The sequence below is a fragment of the Escherichia sp. WS3227_2 genome (genome assembly GCF_046486495.1).
Taxonomy (GTDB): Bacteria; Pseudomonadota; Gammaproteobacteria; order Enterobacterales; family Enterobacteriaceae; genus Escherichia; species Escherichia coli.
The window spans coordinates 108,915-131,611 of sequence record NZ_JBJQLG010000013.1 but is presented as its reverse complement, the minus strand read 5'-3'; the positions used below and the strand labels follow the sequence as shown (position 1 = coordinate 131,611).

The 22,697-nt window shown below is 53.3% G+C and carries 25 protein-coding genes and 1 pseudogene; 9 read left to right on the top strand and 17 right to left on the bottom strand.

All coding sequences use genetic code 11. From position 1 onward, the window contains the following. Positions 1 to 95 precede the first annotated feature (95 nt). The 3 genes from ptsH to crr are packed head-to-tail and all read left to right on the top strand — an operon-like array spanning position 96 to position 2,675. Positions 96 to 353 (top strand): phosphocarrier protein Hpr, encoded by a 258-nt coding sequence (ptsH, locus tag ACJHXB_RS18475; RefSeq protein WP_000487600.1) that lies wholly within the window; start codon positions 96 to 98, stop codon positions 351 to 353. A 44-nt stretch (positions 354 to 397) separates the two neighbouring features. Further along, complete coding sequence (gene ptsI / locus ACJHXB_RS18470; protein WP_000623136.1) at positions 398 to 2,125, top strand: phosphoenolpyruvate-protein phosphotransferase PtsI; 1,728 nt, start codon at positions 398 to 400, stop codon at positions 2,123 to 2,125. Positions 2,126 to 2,165: 40 nt separating this feature from the next. Beyond that, positions 2,166 to 2,675 (top strand): PTS glucose transporter subunit IIA, encoded by a 510-nt coding sequence (crr, locus tag ACJHXB_RS18465; RefSeq protein ID WP_000522247.1) that lies wholly within the window; start codon positions 2,166 to 2,168, stop codon positions 2,673 to 2,675. A 41-nt stretch (positions 2,676 to 2,716) separates the two neighbouring features. Here the strand turns inward: crr and pdxK are convergent, their stop codons facing one another. Further along, positions 2,717 to 3,568: a pyridoxine/pyridoxal/pyridoxamine kinase gene (gene pdxK, locus ACJHXB_RS18460; protein WP_000096681.1), complete on the bottom strand. Its 852-nt coding sequence runs from the start codon at positions 3,566 to 3,568 to the stop codon at positions 2,717 to 2,719. A gap of 104 nt (positions 3,569 to 3,672) precedes the next feature. Between pdxK and ACJHXB_RS18455 the strand changes: the two genes are divergently transcribed. Continuing rightward, positions 3,673 to 4,041, top strand: a complete 369-nt coding sequence (locus ACJHXB_RS18455) for a YfeK family protein (RefSeq protein WP_000719960.1) — start codon at positions 3,673 to 3,675, stop codon at positions 4,039 to 4,041. Between the two features lie 2 nt (positions 4,042 to 4,043). On the opposite strand, the gene cysM is transcribed toward ACJHXB_RS18455, so the two are convergent. The 7 genes from cysM to murR form a co-directional block, all read right to left on the bottom strand. Then, positions 4,044 to 4,955: a cysteine synthase B gene (cysM, locus tag ACJHXB_RS18450; RefSeq protein ID WP_001604693.1), complete on the bottom strand. Its 912-nt coding sequence runs from the start codon at positions 4,953 to 4,955 to the stop codon at positions 4,044 to 4,046. 133 nt (positions 4,956 to 5,088) lie between these two features. Continuing rightward, a complete protein-coding gene (gene cysA / locus ACJHXB_RS18445; RefSeq protein ID WP_000021031.1) occupies positions 5,089 to 6,186 on the bottom strand; it encodes a sulfate/thiosulfate ABC transporter ATP-binding protein CysA in 1,098 nt (365 codons plus the stop codon). After that, a complete protein-coding gene (gene cysW, locus ACJHXB_RS18440; RefSeq protein ID WP_000852686.1) occupies positions 6,176 to 7,051 on the bottom strand; it encodes a sulfate/thiosulfate ABC transporter permease CysW in 876 nt (291 codons plus the stop codon). Before cysW ends, cysA begins: the two co-directional genes overlap by 11 nt. Continuing rightward, on the bottom strand, positions 7,051 to 7,884 hold the full coding sequence (gene cysT / locus ACJHXB_RS18435; protein ID WP_000458406.1) for a sulfate/thiosulfate ABC transporter permease CysT: 834 nt from the start codon (positions 7,882 to 7,884) through the stop codon (positions 7,051 to 7,053). The genes cysW and cysT overlap by 1 nt, the downstream gene beginning before the upstream one ends. Next, complete coding sequence (gene cysP, locus ACJHXB_RS18430) at positions 7,884 to 8,900, bottom strand: thiosulfate/sulfate ABC transporter substrate-binding protein CysP (RefSeq protein WP_000290223.1); 1,017 nt, start codon at positions 8,898 to 8,900, stop codon at positions 7,884 to 7,886. The genes cysT and cysP overlap by 1 nt, the downstream gene beginning before the upstream one ends. 303 nt (positions 8,901 to 9,203) lie before the next feature. Continuing rightward, on the bottom strand, positions 9,204 to 9,995 hold the full coding sequence (gene ucpA / locus ACJHXB_RS18425) for an SDR family oxidoreductase UcpA (protein ID WP_000517443.1): 792 nt from the start codon (positions 9,993 to 9,995) through the stop codon (positions 9,204 to 9,206). Positions 9,996 to 10,123: 128 nt separating this feature from the next. Next, entirely contained in the window at positions 10,124 to 10,981 is an 858-nt protein-coding gene (gene murR / locus ACJHXB_RS18420) for an HTH-type transcriptional regulator MurR (RefSeq protein ID WP_000966442.1), read from the bottom strand. Positions 10,982 to 11,152: 171 nt separating this feature from the next. Between murR and murQ the strand changes: the two genes are divergently transcribed. The 3 genes and pseudogenes from murQ to ACJHXB_RS18405 form a co-directional block, all read left to right on the top strand. Next, a complete protein-coding gene (gene murQ, locus ACJHXB_RS18415) occupies positions 11,153 to 12,049 on the top strand; it encodes an N-acetylmuramic acid 6-phosphate etherase (protein WP_001175603.1) in 897 nt (298 codons plus the stop codon). A gap of 3 nt (positions 12,050 to 12,052) precedes the next feature. After that, complete coding sequence (murP, locus tag ACJHXB_RS18410; RefSeq protein ID WP_001040450.1) at positions 12,053 to 13,477, top strand: PTS N-acetylmuramic acid transporter subunit IIBC; 1,425 nt, start codon at positions 12,053 to 12,055, stop codon at positions 13,475 to 13,477. Between the two features lie 4 nt (positions 13,478 to 13,481). Beyond that, positions 13,482 to 13,568, top strand: a pseudogene (locus tag ACJHXB_RS18405) (hypothetical protein); the annotation flags it as partial. An 88-nt stretch (positions 13,569 to 13,656) separates the two neighbouring features. Here the strand turns inward: ACJHXB_RS18405 and yfeX are convergent. The 4 genes from yfeX to ACJHXB_RS18385 form a co-directional block, all read right to left on the bottom strand. Beyond that, positions 13,657 to 14,556, bottom strand: coding sequence for a porphyrinogen peroxidase (gene yfeX / locus ACJHXB_RS18400; protein WP_000084590.1), 900 nt, complete (start codon positions 14,554 to 14,556; stop codon positions 13,657 to 13,659). A 95-nt stretch (positions 14,557 to 14,651) separates the two neighbouring features. Further along, a complete protein-coding gene (locus tag ACJHXB_RS18395; RefSeq protein WP_000838945.1) occupies positions 14,652 to 15,227 on the bottom strand; it encodes an RpoE-regulated lipoprotein in 576 nt (191 codons plus the stop codon). Between the two features lie 60 nt (positions 15,228 to 15,287). Next, positions 15,288 to 15,737, bottom strand: coding sequence for a DUF2919 domain-containing protein (locus tag ACJHXB_RS18390; protein WP_001308832.1), 450 nt, complete (start codon positions 15,735 to 15,737; stop codon positions 15,288 to 15,290). Then, complete coding sequence (locus tag ACJHXB_RS18385) at positions 15,724 to 16,149, bottom strand: GNAT family acetyltransferase (protein WP_000406000.1); 426 nt, start codon at positions 16,147 to 16,149, stop codon at positions 15,724 to 15,726. The genes ACJHXB_RS18390 and ACJHXB_RS18385 overlap by 14 nt, the downstream gene beginning before the upstream one ends. Before the next feature lie 213 nt (positions 16,150 to 16,362). Here ACJHXB_RS18385 and amiA point away from each other — a divergent pair, with 213 nt between their 5' ends. Together amiA and hemF are read left to right on the top strand one after the other, a co-directional pair. Continuing rightward, positions 16,363 to 17,232, top strand: a complete 870-nt coding sequence (gene amiA, locus ACJHXB_RS18380; protein WP_000102899.1) for an N-acetylmuramoyl-L-alanine amidase AmiA — start codon at positions 16,363 to 16,365, stop codon at positions 17,230 to 17,232. A 3-nt stretch (positions 17,233 to 17,235) separates the two neighbouring features. Beyond that, the gene (hemF, locus tag ACJHXB_RS18375; protein ID WP_001298446.1) at positions 17,236 to 18,135 is read left to right on the top strand and encodes an oxygen-dependent coproporphyrinogen oxidase; all 900 of its coding nucleotides are present in this window, start codon (positions 17,236 to 17,238) and stop codon (positions 18,133 to 18,135) included. Between the two features lie 5 nt (positions 18,136 to 18,140). On the opposite strand, the gene eutR is transcribed toward hemF, so the two are convergent. From eutR to eutB, 5 genes are read right to left on the bottom strand one after another with little or no spacing between them, the layout of a single operon-like run. Continuing rightward, on the bottom strand, positions 18,141 to 19,193 hold the full coding sequence (eutR, locus tag ACJHXB_RS18370) for an HTH-type transcriptional regulator EutR (protein WP_000753705.1): 1,053 nt from the start codon (positions 19,191 to 19,193) through the stop codon (positions 18,141 to 18,143). 45 nt (positions 19,194 to 19,238) lie between these two features. Then, positions 19,239 to 19,739, bottom strand: coding sequence for an ethanolamine utilization microcompartment protein EutK (eutK, locus tag ACJHXB_RS18365; protein ID WP_001295463.1), 501 nt, complete (start codon positions 19,737 to 19,739; stop codon positions 19,239 to 19,241). Between the two features lie 12 nt (positions 19,740 to 19,751). Further along, positions 19,752 to 20,411, bottom strand: a complete 660-nt coding sequence (eutL, locus tag ACJHXB_RS18360; protein WP_001111044.1) for an ethanolamine utilization microcompartment protein EutL — start codon at positions 20,409 to 20,411, stop codon at positions 19,752 to 19,754. Between the two features lie 9 nt (positions 20,412 to 20,420). Next, the gene (gene eutC, locus ACJHXB_RS18355) at positions 20,421 to 21,308 is read right to left on the bottom strand and encodes an ethanolamine ammonia-lyase subunit beta (RefSeq protein WP_000372321.1); all 888 of its coding nucleotides are present in this window, start codon (positions 21,306 to 21,308) and stop codon (positions 20,421 to 20,423) included. Positions 21,309 to 21,328: 20 nt separating this feature from the next. After that, on the bottom strand, positions 21,329 to 22,690 hold the full coding sequence (eutB, locus tag ACJHXB_RS18350; protein ID WP_000769961.1) for an ethanolamine ammonia-lyase subunit alpha: 1,362 nt from the start codon (positions 22,688 to 22,690) through the stop codon (positions 21,329 to 21,331). Between the last annotated feature and the right edge of the window lie 7 nt (positions 22,691 to 22,697).

Genomic DNA, 22,697 nt, shown 5'->3' with positions numbered 1-22,697 from the left:
CTGTTAAAAACTGGCGCTAACAATACAGGCTAAAGTCGAACCGCCAGGCTAGACTTTAGTTCCACAACACTAAACCTATAAGTTGGGGAAATACAATGTTCCAGCAAGAAGTTACCATTACCGCTCCGAACGGTCTGCACACCCGCCCTGCTGCCCAGTTTGTAAAAGAAGCTAAGGGCTTCACTTCTGAAATTACTGTGACTTCCAACGGCAAAAGCGCCAGCGCGAAAAGCCTGTTTAAACTGCAGACTCTGGGCCTGACTCAAGGTACCGTTGTGACTATCTCCGCAGAAGGCGAAGACGAGCAGAAAGCGGTTGAACATCTGGTTAAACTGATGGCGGAACTCGAGTAATTTCCCGGGTTCTTTTAAAAATCAGTCACAAGTAAGGTAGGGTTATGATTTCAGGCATTTTAGCATCCCCGGGTATCGCTTTCGGTAAAGCTCTGCTTCTGAAAGAAGACGAAATTGTCATTGACCGGAAAAAAATTTCTGCCGACCAGGTTGATCAGGAAGTTGAACGTTTTCTGAGCGGTCGTGCCAAGGCATCAGCCCAGCTGGAAACGATCAAAACGAAAGCTGGTGAAACGTTCGGTGAAGAAAAAGAAGCCATCTTTGAAGGGCATATTATGCTGCTCGAAGATGAGGAGCTGGAGCAGGAAATCATAGCCCTGATTAAAGATAAGCACATGACAGCTGACGCAGCTGCTCATGAAGTTATCGAAGGTCAGGCTTCTGCCCTGGAAGAGCTGGATGATGAATACCTGAAAGAACGTGCGGCTGACGTACGTGATATCGGTAAGCGCCTGCTGCGCAACATCCTGGGCCTGAAGATTATCGACCTGAGCGCCATTCAGGATGAAGTCATTCTGGTTGCCGCTGACCTGACGCCGTCCGAAACTGCACAGCTGAACCTGAAGAAGGTGCTGGGTTTCATCACCGACGCGGGTGGCCGTACTTCCCACACCTCTATCATGGCGCGTTCTCTGGAACTGCCTGCTATCGTGGGTACCGGTAGCGTCACCTCTCAGGTGAAAAATGACGACTATCTGATTCTGGATGCCGTAAATAATCAGGTTTACGTCAATCCAACCAACGAAGTTATTGATAAAATGCGCGCTGTTCAGGAGCAAGTGGCTTCTGAAAAAGCAGAGCTTGCTAAACTGAAAGATCTGCCAGCTATTACGCTGGACGGTCACCAGGTAGAAGTGTGCGCTAACATTGGTACGGTTCGTGACGTTGAAGGTGCAGAGCGTAACGGCGCTGAAGGCGTTGGTCTGTATCGTACTGAGTTCCTGTTCATGGACCGCGACGCGCTGCCCACTGAAGAAGAACAGTTTGCTGCTTACAAAGCAGTGGCTGAAGCGTGTGGCTCGCAGGCGGTTATCGTTCGTACCATGGACATCGGCGGCGACAAAGAGCTGCCATACATGAACTTCCCGAAAGAAGAGAACCCGTTCCTCGGCTGGCGCGCTATCCGTATCGCGATGGATCGTAAAGAGATCCTGCGCGATCAGCTCCGCGCTATCCTGCGTGCCTCAGCTTTCGGTAAATTGCGCATTATGTTCCCGATGATCATCTCTGTTGAAGAAGTACGTGCACTGCGCAAAGAGATCGAAATCTACAAACAGGAACTGCGCGACGAAGGTAAAGCGTTTGACGAGTCAATTGAAATCGGCGTAATGGTGGAAACACCGGCTGCCGCAACAATTGCACGTCATTTAGCCAAAGAAGTTGATTTCTTTAGTATCGGCACCAATGATTTAACGCAGTACACTCTGGCAGTTGACCGTGGTAATGATATGATTTCACACCTTTACCAGCCAATGTCACCGTCCGTGCTGAACTTGATCAAGCAAGTTATTGATGCTTCTCATGCTGAAGGCAAATGGACTGGCATGTGTGGTGAGCTTGCTGGCGATGAACGTGCTACACTTCTGTTGCTGGGGATGGGTCTGGACGAATTCTCTATGAGCGCCATTTCTATCCCGCGCATTAAGAAGATTATCCGTAACACGAACTTCGAAGATGCGAAGGTGTTAGCAGAGCAGGCTCTTGCTCAACCGACAACGGACGAGTTAATGACGCTGGTTAACAAGTTCATTGAAGAAAAAACAATCTGCTAATCCACGAGATGCGGCCCAATTTACTGCTTAGGAGAAGATCATGGGTTTGTTCGATAAACTGAAATCTCTGGTTTCCGACGACAAGAAGGATACCGGAACTATTGAGATCATTGCTCCGCTCTCTGGCGAGATCGTCAATATCGAAGACGTGCCGGATGTCGTTTTTGCGGAAAAAATCGTTGGTGATGGCATTGCTATCAAACCAACTGGAAACAAAATGGTCGCGCCTGTAGACGGCACCATTGGTAAAATCTTTGAAACCAACCACGCGTTCTCTATCGAATCTGATAGCGGCGTTGAACTGTTCGTCCACTTCGGTATCGACACCGTTGAACTGAAAGGCGAAGGCTTCAAGCGTATTGCTGAAGAAGGTCAGCGCGTGAAAGTTGGCGATACTGTCATTGAATTTGATCTGCCGCTGCTGGAAGAGAAAGCCAAGTCTACCCTGACTCCGGTTGTTATCTCCAACATGGACGAAATCAAAGAACTGATCAAACTGTCCGGTAGCGTAACCGTGGGTGAAACCCCGGTTATCCGCATCAAGAAGTAATTCTTGCCGCAGTGAAAAATGGCGCCCATCGGCGCCATTTTTTATGCTTCCGCCAGCGGCGGCAAAATCAATTCATCGCTCTCATGCTGCTGGGTGTAGCGCATCACTTCCAGTACGCGCAACCCCGCACGGTGCACCGCATCGTTTAACGCCTTCCCTTTCAGCAAACCACTGATAAGCTGAGCACAAAACAGGTCGCCAGTCCCTTTCAGGTCAGTTTTAACCCGTGAATGGGAAATGACATTCACGCTGTCGGCACTGACCACCACCACCTGCATCTCCTGATTTTCTTCGTTACCGGAGGCGCTGGTAATCACCACCCATTTTAATGTGTCTGAAAGCAGACTTTTTGCGGCAGCAATGGCACTGTCGAGATCGCGGCAATTTTTACCGGTCAGGATTTCCAGCTCAAAGATATTGGGGGTAATTCCCTGCGCCAGCGGCAGTAAATATTGTCGATACGCCTCGGGAAGGTCAGGTTTGACATAAATTCCGCTATCAATATCGCCAATCACCGGATCGACCATGATCAATAGGTCAGGATGGTCTTTGCGTAGCGCAGTCATCCACTCGGCAAGGATTTTGATTTGCGATGCCGTTCCCATATAGCCCGTGGTTACAGCTCGAAGTTGGCGCAGCGCATCACGCTCCTGAAGCGCACGCAAATAGCCGCTAAACCATTCGTCCGGAATCGCACCACCGTAGAAAGTGTCATAATGCGGCGTATTGCTCAGCAATACCGTCGGCACGGCAAAGACATTCAGGCCGTTCTGTTTGATAGCAGGCACGGCAATGCTGTTGCCTACGCTGCCGTACACTACCTGCGACTGCACGGCGACGATATCCGCCTGCAATGCCCTGCTCTTATCGTTAAACAACAACAAACTACTCATTTAATTTTTTCTCCTTGCCGATGATCCTCATCGTATTCCAACCGAAACTTTACCTGATTCTGGCAGTCAAATCGGCTATCACAAAACAAGGATAAGGTAATTCAATGAAGAAAATCATTTGTCTGGTCATTACGCTGCTAATGACACTCCCCGTTTACGCGAAGTTAACTGCCCATGAAGAAGCCCGTATCAACGCCATGCTGGAGGGATTAGCACAGAAAAAGGATTTGATATTTGTGCGTAACGGCGATGAACACACCTGTGATGAAGCGGTTTCCCACCTGCGTCTGAAGCTCGGCAACACGCGCAACCGCATTGACACCGCCGAGCAGTTTATTGATAAGGTGGCCTCGTCGTCATCGATTACCGGGAAGCCGTATATCGTGAAGATGCCCGGTAAAAGCGATGAGAACGCACAACCTTTTTTACATGCGCTAATTGCGCAGACGGATAAAACAGTGCCTGCGCAATAATCTTAAATCCCTGCCCCCTGACTAAAATGCTCTTCCCCAAACACCCCGGTAGAAAGGTAGCGATCGCCACGATCGCAGATGATCGCTACCACCACCGCACCGGGGTTAGCCTTTGCCACGCGCAGTGCTCCGGCAACCGCGCCGCCGGAGCTGACGCCACAGAATATTCCTTCCCGCACTGCCAGTTCGCGCATGGTGTTTTCTGCATCGCGCTGATGAATATCCAGCACCTCATCCACCAGCGAAGCGTTGAAAATCCCCGGCAGATATTCCGCAGGCCAGCGGCGAATGCCGGGAATGCTACTGCCCTCTTCCGGCTGCAGGCCAACAATGGTCACCGGTTTGGATTGTTCGCGCATAAAGCGTGAAACGCCGGTGATAGTGCCGGTTGTTCCCATGCTGGAGACAAAATGGGTAATGCGCCCGCCAGTTTGCTGCCAGATTTCCGGCCCGGTGGTGGTGTAATGGGCGAAGGGATTATCAGGATTATTGAACTGATCGAGCAGCTTTCCTTCACCACGATTCGCCATCTCCAGCGCCAGATCGCGCGCACCTTCCATGCCCTGTTCTTTAGTGACCAGAATTAGCTCCGCGCCGTAGGCACGCATCGCCGCACGGCGTTCCTGGCTCATGTTGTCGGGCATCAGCAATTTCATGCGATAGCCTTTAAGCGCGGCAATCATTGCCAGCGCAATGCCGGTGTTACCACTGGTGGCTTCGATTAAGACATCACCCGGTTTAATTTCCCCGCGCTTTTCCGCCTCGACGATCATCGAAAGCGCCGCACGATCTTTCACCGAACCTGCCGGGTTATTGCCTTCCAGTTTTAACCACACTTCACTGCCGTTATCCGGCCCCATTCGCTGCAACTTCACCAGAGGCGTATTGCCTATTGTTTGTTCTAATGTACTCACGATCTCTATCCATACGTGGTGTTGCCTGATGCGACGCTTGCGCGTCTTATCAGGCCTACAGGTTACAAACCTTGCCATTAAAAAGCCCGGATCGCGGGAAGCGCCTCCGGGCGTTTAACATTCACTCAACCTATCAGGCGCTTTGTGCGAGAGCAAGTTCCTCATCTCGGGTTTCGATACGCTCGTCGCCGTTATACAGCCGCGCATGTTGCAGACCAACGAATAAACGCTCGCCACGCTGCGGGGCATCGTCGCCATGCATCACAACCGTCAGCGCTTCGTTGTACCACCCCAGCGGCTGCACGACTAATTGGGTGTAGTGGCCTTTCGGGCTGGCTTCCAGTACCTGTACCGGCAGCGGCGAATCGAGGCTGGTACGGCGGCTGATATCCACTTCCCACGGACGCAGGAAGAGATCCACTGGCCCCTGATACGCAGGTGTATAGCCCAGCGGCCAGCGATGTGCGCCAACATGGAACTGCCCGCCGCGAATGGTTCCCTGCAGGCGGTTCACTTCGCCCATAAATTCGAGTACAAAACGGGTCGCTGGTTCACGCCATACCTGGTCCGGTGCATCAGCCTGCTCGATATTGCCCTGGCTCATCACCACTACACGATCGGCTACTTCGGTCGCTTCTTCCTGATCATGGGTCACAAACACGCTGGTGAATTTCAGCTCTTCATGTAACTGACGCAGCCAGCGACGCAACTCTTTACGCACCTGCGCATCCAGCGCGCCAAACGGTTCATCAAGCAGCAGAATTTGCGGTTCTACAGCCAGCGCGCGCGCCAGTGCCACACGCTGTTTCTGGCCGCCGGAAAGCTGTGCTGGATAACGATCCGCCAGATGGGCAAGCTGCACCATCTCCAGCAATTTTGTCACTTTCGCTTTGATCGCCGCCGCATTCGGGCGCTCGCGACGCGGTAGCACCGTCAGGCCGAAAGCGATATTGTCGAACACCGTCATATGGCGGAACAGCGCATAGTGCTGGAACACGAAACCAACTTTACGATCGCGCGCATGCAGGCGGCTGACGTCGGTGCCGTGGAAGCGAATATGCCCGCTGGTTTGATGCTCCAGCCCGGCGATAATCCGCAGCAGCGTGGTTTTCCCGGAACCAGACGGCCCCAGCAATGCGACCATCTGACCAGAAGGAATATCCAGTGAGATATCGTTCAGCACCTGGGTGCGACCAAAAGACTTCTTAATATTGGCAATCTCAATGCTCATGATGTTCCTCCTGCTGCGCGCGTTTTTCCTGATTCTCCAGACGCCACTGCAACATACTCTTTAAAAACAGGGTGATAATCGCCATCAGCGTCAACAACGCGGCAGCGGTAAAGGAGCCGACGGTGTTGTAGTCCTGCTCAAGCAATTCAATCTGTAACGGCAGCGAAAGTGTTTCGCCGCGAATCGAGCCGGAAACCACCGACACCGCACCAAACTCGCCAATCGCGCGGGCGTTGGTCAGCACCACGCCATAAAGCAGCGCCCAGCGGATGTTCGGCAGCGTGACGCGGCGAAACATCTGCCAGCCAGACGCGCCAAGCAAAATTGCCGCTTCGTCTTCCTGGCTGCCCTGGCTTAACATCACCGGCACCAGCTCACGCACCACAAACGGACACGTCACGAAGATGGTGACCAGCACCATTCCCGGCCAGGAGAACATAATTTGCAGATTATGTTCATCCAGCCAGCCACCGAGCGGGCCGTTAGAGCCGTAGAACAGCAGATACACCAGACCGGCAACCACCGGCGACACGGCAAACGGAATGTCCAGCAGCGTCAGCAGCAACTGGCGTCCAGGGAAGTTAAAGCGCGTCACCAGCCAGGCCAGCAGAATGCCGAACACCAGGTTTACCGGTACGGCAATCAGCGCGATCATCACCGTCAGCCAGATGGCGTGCAGCATGTCCGGATCGGCCAGATTCTGTAAAACCGGCATCAGCCCTTTGCTGAACGCCTGTACGAAGATATAAATCATCGGCACCAGCAGGATGAACGCCGATACCAGCATCCCGATGCCAATCAGAAACCATTTGCCCCAGTTAATCGGGCGCGCGTCATAACGCTTCAATTGGGTAACTTCCGCCATTAATGACCTACCACACGCCGACCAAAGCGACTTTGCAGAGTGTTAATTGAGAACAGCAGCAGCAGGGATGCCGCGAGGATCACCGAAGCAATCGCGCTCGCCGCCGGGTAATCAAACTCCTGCAAGCGCACAAAAATCATCAGCGACGTCACTTCCGTCTTCCAGGCGATGTTCCCGGCGATAAAAATCACCGCGCCAAACTCACCAAGACTACGAGTAAACGACAGCGCCACGCCCGCCACCAGCGCCGGAGAAAGTTCCGGCAGCACCACTTTGCAGAAACTCTGCCAGCGCGTTGCACCAAGCGTTTCTGCCGCTTCTTCATATTCCGGGCCTAACTCTTCCAGCACCGGCTGCACGGTACGCACCACAAACGGAATACTGGTAAAAGCCATCGCCACCGCAATCCCCAGCCAGGTATAGGTAACTTTGATATCAAACTTCGCCAGCCATTCACCGTAAAAACCGTTCACGGAAAAGAGCGAGGCCAGCGTTAAACCGGCGACTGCCGTTGGCAGCGCAAAGGGTAAATCCATCAGCGCATCAAGCAGCGTGCGGCCCGGAAAGCGATAACGGGTTAAGATCCACGCCATCAGCAGGCCGAAAACGCCGTTAAAAATTGATGCCACAAACGCCGACAGCAGCGTCACTTTGTAGGCCGCGACCACTTGTGGGTTGGTGATCACCTCCCAGTACTGCGCCCAGCTCATCTGAGCCAGCTGCATCACCAGCGCGGAGAGCGGCAGCAGCAAAATAAGGCACACAAACAGCAGACTGGTGCCGAGGCTTAAGGTAAAGCCCGGCAGCACGCGTCTTGATGAAACTGCAAACATTAATTACGCCCCGCCGCTAACAGCTTGTCTAACTCGCCGCCGCTGGTGAAGTGGGTTTTCATCACTTCCGGCCAGGAGCCAAATTTGTCTTCCACGCGGAACAGTTCGGTCTGCGGGAATTTGTCTTTCAGTTTGTCCATGACTTCCGGGTTATTTACGCGGTAGTAATAGTCGGTGATGATGGTTTGCGCCTGCGGGCTGTAGAGCCAGTTCAGGTAGGCTTTTGCTGCTTTTTCCGTACCGTTGGCCTGCACGTTTTTATCGACCCACGCCACCGGGAATTCCGCCAGAATGTTGGTTTTCGGAATCACCACTTCAAAGCCCTGCGCTTCATACTGTTTACGAATGTTGTTTACTTCCGATTCAAAGCTAATCAGTACATCGCCCAGCCCGCGCTCGGCAAAGGTGGTGGTCGCGCCACGACCGCCGGTATCGAACACTTCAACGTTTTTCAGGAACTGGGTCATAAACTGTTCGGTTTTGGCTTTGTCGCCACCGTCAGCTTTATCCGCTGCACCCCATGCCGCCAGATAGGTGTAACGTGCGTTACCCGACGTTTTCGGGTTCGGGAAAATCAGCTTTACGTCGGAGCGCACCAGATCGTTCCAGTCGTGGATATTCTTCGGGTTACCCTTACGCACCAGGAAGCCCATGGTGGAGTAGAACGGCGAGCTGTTATTCGGCAGGCGCGACTGCCAGTCGGCCGGGATCAGCTTGCCTTTGTCATGCAGGATTTGTACGTCGGTCACCTGGTTATAAGTGACAACGTCGGCTTTTAAGCCCTGCAAAATCGCCAGCGCCTGTTTTGATGACCCGGCATGAGATTGTTTTATCGTCAGTTTGTCGCCGCCGTTATCTTTTGCCCATTGTTGCTCAAACGGTGGATTCAGGGCGGCAAACAGCTCGCGGGAGACGTCATAAGAACTGTTCAGCAGTTCCGTTGCCTGTACATGGCCCGCCAGCAGCAGAGAAGCGACCAGCGCGAGTGAGTTCTTTTTCAGTAAGTTAACGGCCATTGCGCACCCTTATAAATTTAATGACTTTCTAATAGCCATCATATTTATAACGGACGTGAAAGGAGTAACGGTTTTATATACCGTTTGGTGATTTGGAAGTTGAAAAGGGAATAAGAACTTGGTTCAACAGGCGTAATTGTTGCAGTCAGTTTGGACACGAACAGCGCGGAGAAACCGGAGCGTACACATAGTACGTGAGGATTTCGAGCACTGCCCGGGGCCAAAATGACAAATAAAATAGCCTGGTGAACTTAGTTCAAGACGAAATCCTCCCCACAAATGCAGGGAGGAAACAGAGGTGAATCAGATGCCGACGCTAACCGTCTCCGGCAGTGTGCTGCCGCCATCAATCACATTCTGTGTACCGGTTAAATAACTTGATTCATCCGATGCGAGGAAGGCTGCCAGTTCGCCGACTTCCAGCGGATCGGCGAGGCGACGCATCGGGATTGCTTTTGCCATTTCAGTCAGCACCGATTCTGGATCTTCCGGGTTCGACTGGCGGGCAATGCTTTCCGCCATTGGCGTGCGTACGTATCCCGGGCAGATGGCGTTAACGCGAATACCAGACTGCGCGTACTCCACCGCCAGCGATTTAGTCAGGCCAACAATCGCCGCTTTCGTTAAGGCATACGCCGTTTCACCCGGATCGGCCACCATATCGCCAGTGACTGAAGACATCATCACAATGCGACCATCTTTGCGGGCAATCATCTCCGGCAGCACCGCCTTCGTGACGTTCCATACGCCTTTAATATTGATATCAATATGGAAATCGCGATCTTCATCGCTCATATCGAGGAAACTGCCCAGACGACAAACGCCTGCGTTATTCACCAGGATATCAATGCGCCCTTCTTTTTCCTTCGCGCGCTTGATAGCTGCGGCGACCGACGCCGGGTCACGCACATCGGCGACAACCGCCGTACAGCGATGACCACGACCACACAGTTCGTCCGCCAGCTTTTCGATCTCAGGGGAGATATCCAGCAAGATTAGGTTTGCGCCATGACGCGCAAAAGTTCTGGCAATTCCTTCGCCAATTCCCTGCAATGCGCCCGTAATCAGTGCTGTCTTGCCCGTGAGTTTACCCATTTTAATGCTCTCCTTGTTAATACAGAGCGTTACACTCCATTCCCTCTGAAAATACAGGATAAACAAAATATTGCTGCGGATCAGCTCACTAATTCAGGAAAATCTCAATCCAGTCGCTGCTTTATGCATCATTTCAGGCGTTGCGTTAGCTCACTGCTGCGCTCAATCATTTTCAATGACTCCACATCATTAAGTTGCACAAGGCCAACAAACAGTAAATCGGTAACAGAATTTTGCGCCGTGCGGGTGGACATCGACGAGCTGCGCCATTCGGTTTCGCCAGAAACGGTATCGAGGGTGAAATGCGCCAGCCGCCGCAGCGGGGAATCGGTTAATGAGGTAATGGCAATCACCGTTGCCCCCTGCTTTCGCGCTGCCTCGGCGCACAAGACAATCTCTTTTTTACTGCCGCTGTAAGAGATAGCGATTTGTACATCGCCTTTTTTCAGCGCCTGGGAAACGGTGGCTTGTACGTGCGTGTCGGCTTCGCAGGCCACGCGATAGCCAATTTTCATCAGTTTGAACGATAGATCGCGCCCCACCAGCGCCGATCCGCCCAGGCCCGTTATCTGAATAAATGGCGCTTTACTGATGACCTCAATGATTTTTTGCAGCCGCGCGTAATCGAGCAACGCGCAGGTTTGCTCCAGCGCCAGCTCTTTTTCGCGATTCAATTTGCGGGCAATCACTTCCAGCGAATCATCACTGGTAATCGAACTGTGCAGGTGCAGCGCCGTGGCATTCGTTTTCTCCCGGCTAGCACTGTATTCGCCAATTAACGCCATACGCAATTCAGTAAATCCTTGCGCACCGAGCTTCTGGGCAAACTTCACAATACTCGACTGGCTGATGCCGAGCTGTTTCGCCATCTTGCGCGAAGAGACGGATTTCAGCTCACTCACGTTGGCCCGCAGAAAGTCAGCAATTTTTTGCTCGTTCTCGGTAAATTCACTTTCCGCATTGCGTATTTTCGTCAGGTACAACATCTTCCACTCCCTCACCACATCCTGCGCGCAGCATAGCACACGGATTTTGCCCTTTGACGCTCTTCACACTCTGTGATTTCAGACTCAATGATTCCTTTAAAACTAGCAAATTGAGATATATGATTCCATCAATATGCAATTATTTGATTGTGAATACTAAGGTCACCACTGATGCAACTTGAAAAGATGATTACCGAAGGCTCGAATGCCGCCTCGGCTGAAATTGACCGCGTTTCGACGCTGGAAATGTGCCGGATTATCAACGATGAAGATAAAACCGTACCACTCGCCGTTGAGCGCGTACTGCCGGATATTGCAGCGGCGATCGATGTTATTCACGCCCAGGTGAGCGGCGGCGGCCGTCTGATTTACATCGGTGCGGGGACCTCTGGTCGTCTGGGTATTCTTGATGCCAGTGAATGTCCGCCGACCTACGGCGTGAAACCGGGCCTGGTAGTTGGTTTGATTGCTGGCGGCGAATATGCCATTCAGCACGCGGTGGAAGGCGCGGAAGATAGCCGGGAAGGCGGCGTTAACGATCTGAAAAATATTAATTTAACGGCACAGGATGTGGTGGTCGGTATTGCCGCCAGCGGTCGTACGCCGTATGTGATTGCCGGACTGGAATACGCCCGCCAGCTCGGTTGCCGCACAGTGGGAATTTCCTGTAATCCGGGGAGCGCCGTTTCAACCACCGCAGAGTTTGCCATTACACCGATTGTAGGTGCCGAAGTGGTTACCGGTTCTTCGCGGATGAAAGCAGGTACAGCGCAGAAACTGGTGCTCAATATGCTCTCCACCGGGCTGATGATTAAATCCGGCAAAGTGTTCGGCAACCTGATGGTCGATGTGGTCGCCACCAACGAAAAACTGCATGTGCGCCAGGTCAATATCGTCAAAAACGCTACCGGATGTAGCGCAGAGCAAGCGGAAGCGGCATTGGTTGCCTGCGAGCGCAACTGTAAAACGGCCATTGTGATGGTGCTGAAAAATCTCGATGCCGCAGAAGCTAAAAAACGCCTGGATCAACACGGCGGCTTTATTCGTCAGGTTTTAGACAAGGAATAACCCATGGCCAAAGAGATCAGCAGTGAACTTCTGAACACCATTCTTACCCGGGTCGGTGGACCGGGAAATATCGCCAGTTGTGGTAACTGTATGACGCGCCTGCGTCTGGGTGTACATGACAGTTCACTGGTTGATCCCGATATCAAAACGCTGGAAGGCGTGAAGGGCGTCATTTTGACCAGCGACCAGGTCCAGGTCGTTTTTGGGCCAGGTAAAGCGCATCGCGCCGCAAAAGCGATGAGCGAGTTGCTGGGCGAAGCACCGGTACAGGATGCCGCAGAAATCGCCGCTCAAAATAAACGTCAGTTAAAAGCCAAACAAACCTCCGGCGTGCAACAATTTCTCGCCAAATTCGCCACCATCTTCACGCCGCTGATCCCCGGTTTTATTGCCGCTGGTCTGTTGCTGGGAATAGCGACGTTAATTGCCACGGTGATGCACGTTCCGGCAGATGCTCAGGGCACGCTACCCGATGCGCTGAATTTTATGAAGGTGTTCAGCAAAGGCCTGTTCACCTTCCTGGTGATTCTGGTGGGCTATAACGCCGCCCAGGCATTTGGCGGCACGGGTGTCAATGGCGCAATTATCGCCGCGCTCTTTTTGCTCGGTTATAACCCAGCTGCAACCACGGGTTACTACGCCGGATTTCACGATTTCTTTGGTCTGCCTATCGATCCACGCGGCAATATTATCGGCGTGTTGATTGCCGCGTGGGCCTGCGCCCGCATCGAAGGCATGGTGCGCCGCTTTATGCCGGACGACCTCGACATGCTGTTGACCTCGTTAATCACCCTGCTGATCACCGCTACGCTGGCCTACCTGATCATTATGCCGCTGGGCGGCTGGCTGTTTGAAGGCATGTCGTGGCTGTTTATGCACCTGAACAGTAATCCGCTCGGTTGTGCGGTTTTAGCCGGGCTGTTCCTGATCGCCGTGGTGTTTGGCGTGCATCAGGGCTTTATTCCTGTTTACCTCGCGTTAATGGACAGTCAGGGATTCAACAGCTTATTTCCCATCCTTTCGATGGCAGGCGCGGGCCAGGTGGGCGCGGCGCTGGCACTCTACTGGCGGGCGCAACCGCACAGTGCATTACGCAGTCAGGTACGCGGGGCGATTATTCCCGGCCTGCTGGGCGTTGGCGAACCGTTGATTTATGGCGTCACCCTGCCCCGCATGAAACCGTTTATTACCGCCTGTTTAGGCGGCGCGGCGGGCGGTTTGTTTATCGGATTGATAGCCTGGTGGGGTCTGCCGATGGGCTTAAACAGCGCCTTTGGGCCGTCTGGTCTGGTGGCGCTGCCGCTGATGACTTCCGCACAAGGCATCCTTCCGGCAATGGCGGTTTATGCTGGCGGGATTCTGGTGGCATGGGTTTGCGGGTTTATTTTCACCACGCTCTTTGGCTGCCGTAACGTCAATCTGGACTGATATCATGAAACGGACAATGCTCTATCTTTCTCTGCTGGCTGTCAGCTGTAGCGTCAGTGCCGCAAAATACCCTGTTCTGACAGAAAGTAGTTGATCAAGTGTATGCGGCGTTAAAGCAGTAATAAAAAGGCCAGTCAGTTGTGTTACTGGCTGGCCTTTAATCAATGAATCAGAAACGCTTACAGCGCCATCAGCTTGTCCAGCGACGGTGCGAAGTAATAGCCGCCAGTGACCGGTTTGGTAAAACGCAACATCGCATCACGTTTGCCATCGGTATCGCCAAACATGCTCAGCAGTTGCTGCTCAATGTTATGCAGACGCGCGCAGTAGGCACAGAAGTACAGACCGTGCGTACCGCTGGCGGTGCCGTACGGCAGGCTCTGTCGAACAATCTTCAGCCCTTTGCCATCTTCTTTCAGATCAACGCGGGTCAGGTGAGAGGTTTCCGGACGTTCGTCGCCGTCAATCTCTTCGTTGGCCTCTTTGGTGCGCCCGATCATCATCTCCTGATCGTGAACGCTCATCCGGTTGAGCTGCTTGAGGTTGTGCTCCCAACGCTGCACAAACACATAGCTGCCGCCTGCATCCACGCCGTCTTTGATAACCGCCACTTCGCGGCGCGTCTCTTCACCCGCCGGGTTTTCAGTACCGTCAACGAAGCCGCTCAGGTCACGCTCTTCAACCCAACGGAAGCCGTGGATCTCTTCTTTCACTTCAATGCAGTCACCAAAGGCTTCCATCGCCGCCTGAGCGACAGAGAAGTTTACGTCGTGACGCAGAGAAAGAATGTGGATCAACACATCGAACTGGGTCGTCGGCGCAAGGCCTTTACCGTAGCCCGGAAAATCTTTCAGCTCTTCGGCCCCAACGCCGCCGCTCAGAGCGCGCCAGGTGTTGTTACCAAAGGCAACCACCGCACCAAGATGCGCATCCGGGAATTTCGCTTCAAAAGTTGCCAGTTTATCGGCAAATGTTTTACTGGCCGCACGCAGGGCGTCAACTTCCCCTTTCACGTTGGCTTCGATCCAAATCGCCGCGCGGCAATGTTCTGGCAAAATGCCACTCTGAACCTGAGACATTGTTCCTCCTGAAAATAAGAATGCCACGCAATCCGTGGCATTGTTGGGCGCTATTTTACGTGTTTTTTCGCGGCGGCGGTTTGTTCAGACGCAAATTAACGCCGCCAGATAATTTTACTGACTTTCCAGTTTTTCAGGGTATCGTCCGAAGGCATTAACCCTTCAGGACCACTCCATTCCCCGCTGAACTGGTAGCTAATATGTTGACTGCCTTCGGCTTTACATTCGACGGCACGATTATCATCACCATCAGCTTTTTGGCAATTGCCAAATGCTTTGCTGTAAAGGTCGCTAAACGGTGTACCGATTTTAACACCGGTGTCAGCAGGAATATCGCTATCCAGCACATCAATGCGGCTGATCGTACCCTGATCGCCGTTAATCACCATCGCCACGTTGTCGCCTTTCATCACTTCAAAAAAGCGCACCACGTTGCCGTTCGCGGTTTTCATTCCGCTGCGCAGGCGATAATCGCCATCAAGCGCATCGGCAATGGCTTGTTCTTGCAGTGGTGTGGACGCCGTTAATTCACCAACGCCCTGCTCGCTCACTTTGGTGGACGACCCAAACCAGTTCCACGGGTTAGCGGCAGACCAGTTAACTGACGACATCGTGGAACAGCCGGTCAGCATCAACGGCATAGCGCATAACATTAAACGCAGCGATTTCATGTCACTTCCTTTGGTTATTCAATAACGTTGCTTGGAGTGCAAATTCACCAAAAAGTGCCGTTATTCTTTTTCTTCATTAAAACAAGCGCGTAAACGTCGATTGGTCAGCAGCCAGATTAACGCCACAATATCCGCCACTACCAGCGACAGACCGATACCGCTAACGGATTCACCGTTCAGCCACAGCCACGGTTGCCAGCAAAGTAAAACCACTTGCGCCAACAGCAACAGAAAATAGAGCACATGCCAGATACGGGGAAATGAAGCCCGCCGACCACTCAGCAAAAACGCCAGCACCGCCGGAATGCCGGGAATCAACCCCAGCCAGAAATTATCGTGATCGGGATAAAACAGATTTAGCAGCGCAGTACCCTGCTCGCGCGACGCACCGGCAATGACAAACAGCACCCAGGTTCGCGCCTGAAGCAATAGCACAAGCCAGAAGAGCAAGGGTAAACGCAGGCGACCGTGCGCATCATAATGGACAGGATGAAACTCAGTACTCTTCATCTTCAATCAAACGCTTACCCAGACTCAGCACGTCGGCGTGTTCATATCCCAGGCGTTCATACATTCCGAGCACCATGTCGTTATCTTCCGGCACATTGATCTGAATTTTCGGGCAGCCGCGAGCAATCAGCTTTTTCTCCAGCCGGTTAAGCAACGCATTGGCAATCCCACGCCCACGAAACTCTGGATGCACGCCAAGATAATAAGCAGACCCGCGATGCCCGTCATAACCGCCCATCACCGTTCCGACCACTTCACCGTTCACCTCAGCGACCAGAAACAAACTGACGTCATGGTTCATCTTACGCTCGATGTCCATTTCCGGATCGTTCCACGGACGCAGCAAGTCGCAACGCTCCCAAAGGGTGATGACCTCTTCGAAATCTTCCTGGCGAAATACGCGTATCTCCATGGTATTCGTTACCTTTTTGCGGGTTAAAAGGCTGATTATGGCGTGAACGGTCGAATTAGCCAATATCTGACGAAAATCGGTTGAAAAAGTGGCATAATGGGGAGTTGTCAACTATTGAAATGAAAAGTAAAACAATTCTCAACAGCAAACCGTCGTAACGGATTACGCGATACGATATAACATCTGGAACTTTATTATTACAACTCAGGCCGTATGAGCACTTTTAAACCACTAAAAACACTCACTTCGCGCCGCCAGGTGCTGAAAGCCGGTTTGGCTGCCCTGACGTTGTCAGGAATGTCGCAAGCCATCGCCAAAGACGAACCTTTAAAAACCAGCAACGGACACAGCAAGCCGAAAGCAAAAAAAAGCGGCGGCAGACGTGTCGTTGTTCTCGATCCAGGCCACGGCGGGATTGATACCGGAGCGATCGGACGCAACGGTTCGAAAGAAAAACATGTGGTGCTGGCGATTGCTAAAAACGTCCGTTCCATTTTGCGTAATCATGGGATTGATGCGCGTTTAACGCGTTCTGGCGATACGTTTATCCCACTTTACGATCGCGTTGAAATCGCCCATAAACATGGCGCAGATCTGTTTATGTCAATTCATGCCGACGGCTTTACCAACCCGAAAGCTGCCGGTGCTTCGGTATTTGCCCTCTCTAACCGCGGTGCAAGTAGCGCAATGGCGAAATACCTGTCTGAACGCGAAAACCGCGCCGATGAAGTTGCTGGTAAAAAGGCGACTGACAAGGATCACCTATTGCAGCAAGTGCTGTTTGATCTGGTGCAAACCGATACTATTAAAAACAGCCTGACACTCGGCTCGCATATTCTGAAGAAGATTAAGCCGGTGCATAAACTGCACAGCCGCAACACCGAACAAGCCGCGTTTGTGGTGTTGAAATCGCCGTCGGTTCCTTCGGTGCTGGTGGAAACCTCGTTTATCACCAACCCGGAAGAAGAGCGGCTGTTAGGCACGGCGGCATTTCGCCAGAAAATCGCCACAGCGATTGCCGAAGGCGTGATCAGTTATTTTCACTGGTTTGACAACCAGAAAGCACACTCGAGAAAGCGGTAAGTGATGAAACCCGACGCACACCAGGTTAAACAGTTTCTGCTCAACCTTCAGGATACAATTTGTCAGCAGCTGAGCGCCGTCGATGGCGCAGAGTTTGTCGAAGATAGCTGGCAGCGCGAAGCTGGCGGCGGCGGACGTAGCCGGGTGTTGCGTAATGGTGGTGTTTTCGAACAGGCGGGCGTCAACTTTTCACATGTCCACGGTGAGGCGATGCCTGCTTCTGCCACCGCTCATCGTCCGGAACTTGCCGGGCGCAGTTTCGAGGCGATGGGCGTTTCACTGGTAGTGCATCCGCATAATCCGTATGTCCCCACCAGCCACGCGAATGTGCGCTTTTTTATTGCCGAAAAGCCGGGTGCAGAGCCCGTCTGGTGGTTTGGCGGCGGCTTCGATTTAACCCCTTTCTATGGTTTTGAAGAAGACGCCATTCACTGGCACCGCACCGCCCGTGACCTGTGCCTGCCATTTGGCGAAGACGTTTATCCGCGTTACAAAAAATGGTGCGACGAATACTTCTACCTCAAACATCGTAACGAACAGCGCGGCATTGGCGGGCTGTTCTTTGATGATCTGAACACGCCAGATTTCGACCACTGTTTTGCCTTTATGCAGGCGGTAGGCAAAGGCTACACCGACGCTTATTTACCAATTGTAGAGCGACGAAAAGCGATGGCCTACGGCGAGCGCGAGCGCAATTTTCAGCTCTACCGTCGCGGTCGTTATGTCGAGTTCAATCTGGTTTGGGATCGCGGCACGCTGTTTGGCCTGCAAACTGGCGGGCGCACCGAGTCGATCCTGATGTCAATGCCGCCACTGGTACGCTGGGAGTATGATTATCAGCCAAAAGATGGCAGCCCGGAAGCGGCTTTAAGTGAGTTTATTAAGGTCAGGGATTGGGTGTAACTCCCTCACCCCCACTCTCGCATCCGCTGATGCAGCGTCAGTGACGGCTTCTCGGCAAACAGTTGCTGATAATCCGTGGCAAATTGCCCAAGATGCCAGAATCCCCACTGCATGGCGGCGTCTTTTACCGTTGTGCTTTGTGACCACGGACTTATGAGTTCGCGGCGCACGGCGTTCAGGCGAATACGTTTCAGCCACGCGTTCGGACCAATGCCCAAAATGGCGTGAAACGCGTTTTGTAGCGTGCGGCGGCTGACATGCAGTTGATTACACAAGTCCAGCACCGTCACCGGTTCGGACATGTTTTCCAGCACATATTCACGGGCGCGGGAAAGCAATCGACGGTAACTCTGATGACTGATGCTTTCCGCCGTCATCATCGGCTGCGCTTCTTCCAGCATCGCCCCCATCGCCATTAGCAAATTATCCCCCAGCACTTTTCGCACTGCAGGCTGATGGAGATTTTCCGGGTTCTCGCAAAACGTCGCCAGCGCCTGTTGGACAAAGCCCCACAGCGCGGCTTTATGCTGCTCTTTCACTTCCAGCGCCGACTGGCTACGCAGCATATGTAATACCCGATCCGGATTATGCAAAAAGTTAGCCTGACGGGTGATGACATCTTCAGAAAGCACTACGCCCAGGATCGTGTAATCGTCCGGCGTACTTAATTCAAACTCGGTTCCTCCAGGGCGCGTCGCAATTTCTGCGCTTCCCAGACATTGCGAACCGATAAATCCCTGCTCACCGCGCGTCGCCGGAATGCCAAACCAGAACGAGTTCGGCCAGACCAGGCACGACTGACGCAGCGCCAGACCGGTGTATTCACGAAAAACCTGAATATCATCGAGTAGAATTTCCGTAAATTCACCATGAAACTTGCCCGGATGCAACTGATCGTAAATCTGCTGCCAGGCGGTAATCGTCAAAGCATGTTCATAGACATCCGTTGTCTGTCGTTGATGAACATTATCCACTTCGACCTTCGGCGTGAGCTTCAGGTTTTCGGGTAAGGGTTCATGATAAAGATGGTGCAAATTGGCTGTACGGGTCTTTTTCATGATGTTAATGCCGGGTGTTGTAGGACACCCGGCACCTCCGACAGGTTAATGGGGCTTGAGACGATAACGACTACTGCGTTTACGTAACGTCCCGGCAGAAAAGAGCTGTTCGAGCGCATTTCTGGCTTTTTCGAGCGGCCAGCCAAAGTGGGCTGCCACTTCTCCTGCCGTCATTCCCTGACGTACTGATGTTAACAGCGCCAACAACTCGTCAGCAGATTCCGCGACGATAACTGGCGCGTCGGGTTCCTTTACGGGTTGCTTCGGCTGGCGGTTAAAGCCAGTAACCAGCCACTGGGTGTCATCGTCTGGCCGACCGATCTCCTTACGGCTGATGACACGCCCGGTACGCATCGCGGCAGCACAACCTGCGTCCAGCGCCGCACGACACGCCGCCAGATCGCCTTCCACCACCAGCGTTAGGCGACCAGGGTCAAGCACTTCGTGACTGAGCAGACGAACGTTAGCTGCTTTGAGCATGGCATCAGCTGCATCTATCGCGGCGACCATGCCGTCCACTTCCAGCAATCCCAGTGCATTGATCATCGGCAACCTCCGTTACGCACGCTGGATTGGATTACGCGCGATTTCCAGCACTGCATCGGTAAAGGCGTTACAGGCTGCTTTACACGCGGCCTGGCTACCGGTTAAAAATGCTGCCGAGTAGTTGGTTTCAGACGGTGGCGGGACATAGGTCACCAGCTGTACGTCGGCAGATTTCAACGCTGCATCAATGCTGTAGGTCGCTTCCAGCGGCGGTGCCACCAGATACGCCATCGGATCGCCAAGCGTGATCCCGGCGGTTGATGAGAGATAAGAACCGGTACGCGAAACTACATGTGCCAGGAATGCCGTATCTTGCGCATCATTAGCCCACTGGAAAGCCGCGCCATTTTCAATATGCGCAACCATCGCATCCAGACCAGCACGCACTTCCGCCGGGTTTGGCCCACCGAGCATAATCAGCACTTCACCGGCAGTCGGTGACGGTCCGTGTGCAGCTCCCGCATACAGCGAGCGACCATATACCACTTCGACCATCGCCTGCTTGGTCGCTTCGTCAGCCGCAATGTAGGTGACGTCATCGGAGTCGGCAGAAATCAGCCCAAGGCTACGAATATGCGGCGGCAATTTCAGTTCACGCGCAAATTCGGCGTTAACAGAGGCAATCACCCGCATGGCGGTTACCGACGGTCGAATCAAATCTAAAGCTGGCATGATGCCTCCTTATCGGGTCATGTTGATGCCGGATGCTTTCTGCTCCAGCATACGTTTCGCCAAATCCACAATGACGGCTGCGGCTTCAACCGGCGGCGTGCCGCCCTGGTGAATGTTAGAGATGCAGGTGCGATCGGCCTCAACGGTGGTCGCCATACGCGGCGAGTAAACGGCGTAGCAGGAGAGACTTTCTGACTGCCCTAATCCCGGGCGTTCCCCCACCAGCAGGATCACTACTTTCGCGCCGAGGATCTCACCGATCTGATCTTCAATCTTCACGCGACCATAACGAACAAAGAATGGCGTACCGACTTTCAGCCCGGCCTGTTTCAGGCCCGCCATCAGCGGTGGCAGGATCTCTTCGTAGTTCACGGTGATCGCATCAGTTGACAGGCCATCAGAAATAACGACCTGCACGTCCGGATTGGCAACACACTGCGCTTTCAGCGCTTCAACAGCTTCTGCACACAGGCGGCGGCCCATATCCGGACGAGTCAGGTAGAGATTTTTGTCGCTGATTTCGGAGCGTACTTCCAGCAAGCCCTGCGCTTTCACCCACTCTTCCGGCACTTCTTTCAGTACGGTATCTTTCGAACGAGAGTGATCGGCCAGGAAACGCAGCAACGCCTGGGTACGCGGACGCGGACCGGCACGACCGGTACAAACGCGGGCCACGGTGCTGCGACGCAGTTCTGTTAATACGTCTGCGCGATGCGGGTTTTCAACACCAATCCACGCTTTTGCTTCCGCAGAGCCTAAGTCCAGCGCGCAGCTTTCCGAGGTCACCGGTGCCGCACAGGTGGTGGTGGCGCACTTTGCTTCTGACGGCGCGGGGGCCGCTTGTCCCATTGACGCCATCACGCTGCGTACAATTTCTTCAATCTGTTTTTGATCCATGATGTGTTATCTCCGCGTCATCAGAAGAACAGTGACGGATCGCCCGCCCGTTTGGTCAGGCGACCGTTTGCCATAATGCCCATGCTTTCCAGCCAGCGTTCAAACTCCGGTGACGGGCGCAGGTTGAGTAACTGACGCACAGTGGCAGTGTCGTGGAATGCGGTGGTCTGATAGTTGAGCATGATGTCATCGCCCAGCGGCATCCCCATGATGTAGTTGCAGCCTGCGGTGGCGAGCAGGATCATGAGGTTTTCGTTGAGGTTCTGGTCAGCGTCAGCGTGGTTGGTGTAGCAGCAGTCACAGCCCATAGAGATGCCGCTCAGCTTACCCATAAAGTGATCTTCTAAGCCCGCACGGATAATCTGGCGGTCGTTGTAGAGATACTCCGGCCCAATAAAGCCGACCACGGTGTTGACGATAAATGGATCGTAATGACGCGCCAGCCCATAGTTACGCGCTTCCATCGTCACCTGGTCTGCGCCGAAGTTAGCGCCAGCGGACAGCGCAGAGCCTTGTCCGGTTTCGAAGTAGAGGCAGTTTTCCCCGGCGATACGGTTGAACTCCGCGCCCACTGCGCGTGCTTCATCGAGCATCGCCAGTTCCACGCCAAACTCTTTCAGCCCTTTTTCGCTGCCGCAGATACTCTGGAAAATCAGCCCGCCTGGTGCGCCACGACGGATCGCTTCAATCTGGGTGGTGACGTGCGCCAGCACGCAGCCCTGGGTCGGAATGTTGAATTTGTCGATCACGCCGTAAATGGTGTCCAACACGCGGCTTAAGTTTTCCACGTCATCCGTCACCGGGTTGACGCCGATCACCGCATCGCCCACCCCGAAGGAAAGCCCTTCGTAGATTTGCGCAGCGATACTTTGCACGTCGTCACGGGTGTCATTTGGCTGCAAACGGGCGCTGAAGGTGCCCGGAATACCGATGGTGGTATTGGCCTTTTTGATTACCGGCATTTTCTTCGCGCCGTAGATCAGGTCCGCGTTGGAGCAAATCTTCGCTACCGCCGCGACCACTTCCGAGGTCAGCCCTTTGCGGGTAAAGGCAATGTCGTCCACGCTGGTTTCATCGCTCAGCACATACTCACGCAGTTCGCTGATGCTCCAGTTTTTAATCTGGTTGTAGGCCGTTTCGTTAACGTCGTCCTGAATCAGCCGCGTCACGCAGTCATCTTCATAGGCAATCACCGGATTATTGCGGATGTCCGCTACGGTCATTTCCGACAACACCTGCTTTGCCGCCACGCGCTCCTGTGAGCTTGCCGCTGCAACGCCCGCCAGCACATCCCCCGAACGCAGTTCGTTGGCTTTAGCCAGCACCTCTTTTACATCCTTAAACTGATATACATTGCCGAACAATGTGGTCTTTAGTTTCATAAGTCGT

Coding starts and splice junctions, on each gene's coding strand:
- ptsH (WP_000487600.1), top strand. CDS start 96: ATGTTCCAGCAAGAAGTTACCATTACCGCTCCGAACGGTCTGCACACC.
- ptsI (WP_000623136.1), top strand. CDS start 398: ATGATTTCAGGCATTTTAGCATCCCCGGGTATCGCTTTCGGTAAAGCT.
- crr (WP_000522247.1), top strand. CDS start 2,166: ATGGGTTTGTTCGATAAACTGAAATCTCTGGTTTCCGACGACAAGAAG.
- pdxK (WP_000096681.1), bottom strand. CDS start 3,568: ATGAGTAGTTTGTTGTTGTTTAACGATAAGAGCAGGGCATTGCAGGCG.
- ACJHXB_RS18455 (WP_000719960.1), top strand. CDS start 3,673: ATGAAGAAAATCATTTGTCTGGTCATTACGCTGCTAATGACACTCCCC.
- cysA (WP_000021031.1), bottom strand. CDS start 6,186: ATGAGCATTGAGATTGCCAATATTAAGAAGTCTTTTGGTCGCACCCAG.
- cysW (WP_000852686.1), bottom strand. CDS start 7,051: ATGGCGGAAGTTACCCAATTGAAGCGTTATGACGCGCGCCCGATTAAC.
- cysT (WP_000458406.1), bottom strand. CDS start 7,884: ATGTTTGCAGTTTCATCAAGACGCGTGCTGCCGGGCTTTACCTTAAGC.
- cysP (WP_000290223.1), bottom strand. CDS start 8,900: ATGGCCGTTAACTTACTGAAAAAGAACTCACTCGCGCTGGTCGCTTCT.
- ucpA (WP_000517443.1), bottom strand. CDS start 9,995: ATGGGTAAACTCACGGGCAAGACAGCACTGATTACGGGCGCATTGCAG.
- murR (WP_000966442.1), bottom strand. CDS start 10,981: ATGTTGTACCTGACGAAAATACGCAATGCGGAAAGTGAATTTACCGAG.
- murQ (WP_001175603.1), top strand. CDS start 11,153: ATGCAACTTGAAAAGATGATTACCGAAGGCTCGAATGCCGCCTCGGCT.
- murP (WP_001040450.1), top strand. CDS start 12,053: ATGGCCAAAGAGATCAGCAGTGAACTTCTGAACACCATTCTTACCCGG.
- yfeX (WP_000084590.1), bottom strand. CDS start 14,556: ATGTCTCAGGTTCAGAGTGGCATTTTGCCAGAACATTGCCGCGCGGCG.
- ACJHXB_RS18395 (WP_000838945.1), bottom strand. CDS start 15,227: ATGAAATCGCTGCGTTTAATGTTATGCGCTATGCCGTTGATGCTGACC.
- ACJHXB_RS18390 (WP_001308832.1), bottom strand. CDS start 15,737: ATGAAGAGTACTGAGTTTCATCCTGTCCATTATGATGCGCACGGTCGC.
- ACJHXB_RS18385 (WP_000406000.1), bottom strand. CDS start 16,149: ATGGAGATACGCGTATTTCGCCAGGAAGATTTCGAAGAGGTCATCACC.
- amiA (WP_000102899.1), top strand. CDS start 16,363: ATGAGCACTTTTAAACCACTAAAAACACTCACTTCGCGCCGCCAGGTG.
- hemF (WP_001298446.1), top strand. CDS start 17,236: ATGAAACCCGACGCACACCAGGTTAAACAGTTTCTGCTCAACCTTCAG.
- eutR (WP_000753705.1), bottom strand. CDS start 19,193: ATGAAAAAGACCCGTACAGCCAATTTGCACCATCTTTATCATGAACCC.
- eutK (WP_001295463.1), bottom strand. CDS start 19,739: ATGATCAATGCACTGGGATTGCTGGAAGTGGACGGCATGGTCGCCGCG.
- eutL (WP_001111044.1), bottom strand. CDS start 20,411: ATGCCAGCTTTAGATTTGATTCGACCGTCGGTAACCGCCATGCGGGTG.
- eutC (WP_000372321.1), bottom strand. CDS start 21,308: ATGGATCAAAAACAGATTGAAGAAATTGTACGCAGCGTGATGGCGTCA.
- eutB (WP_000769961.1), bottom strand. CDS start 22,690: ATGAAACTAAAGACCACATTGTTCGGCAATGTATATCAGTTTAAGGAT.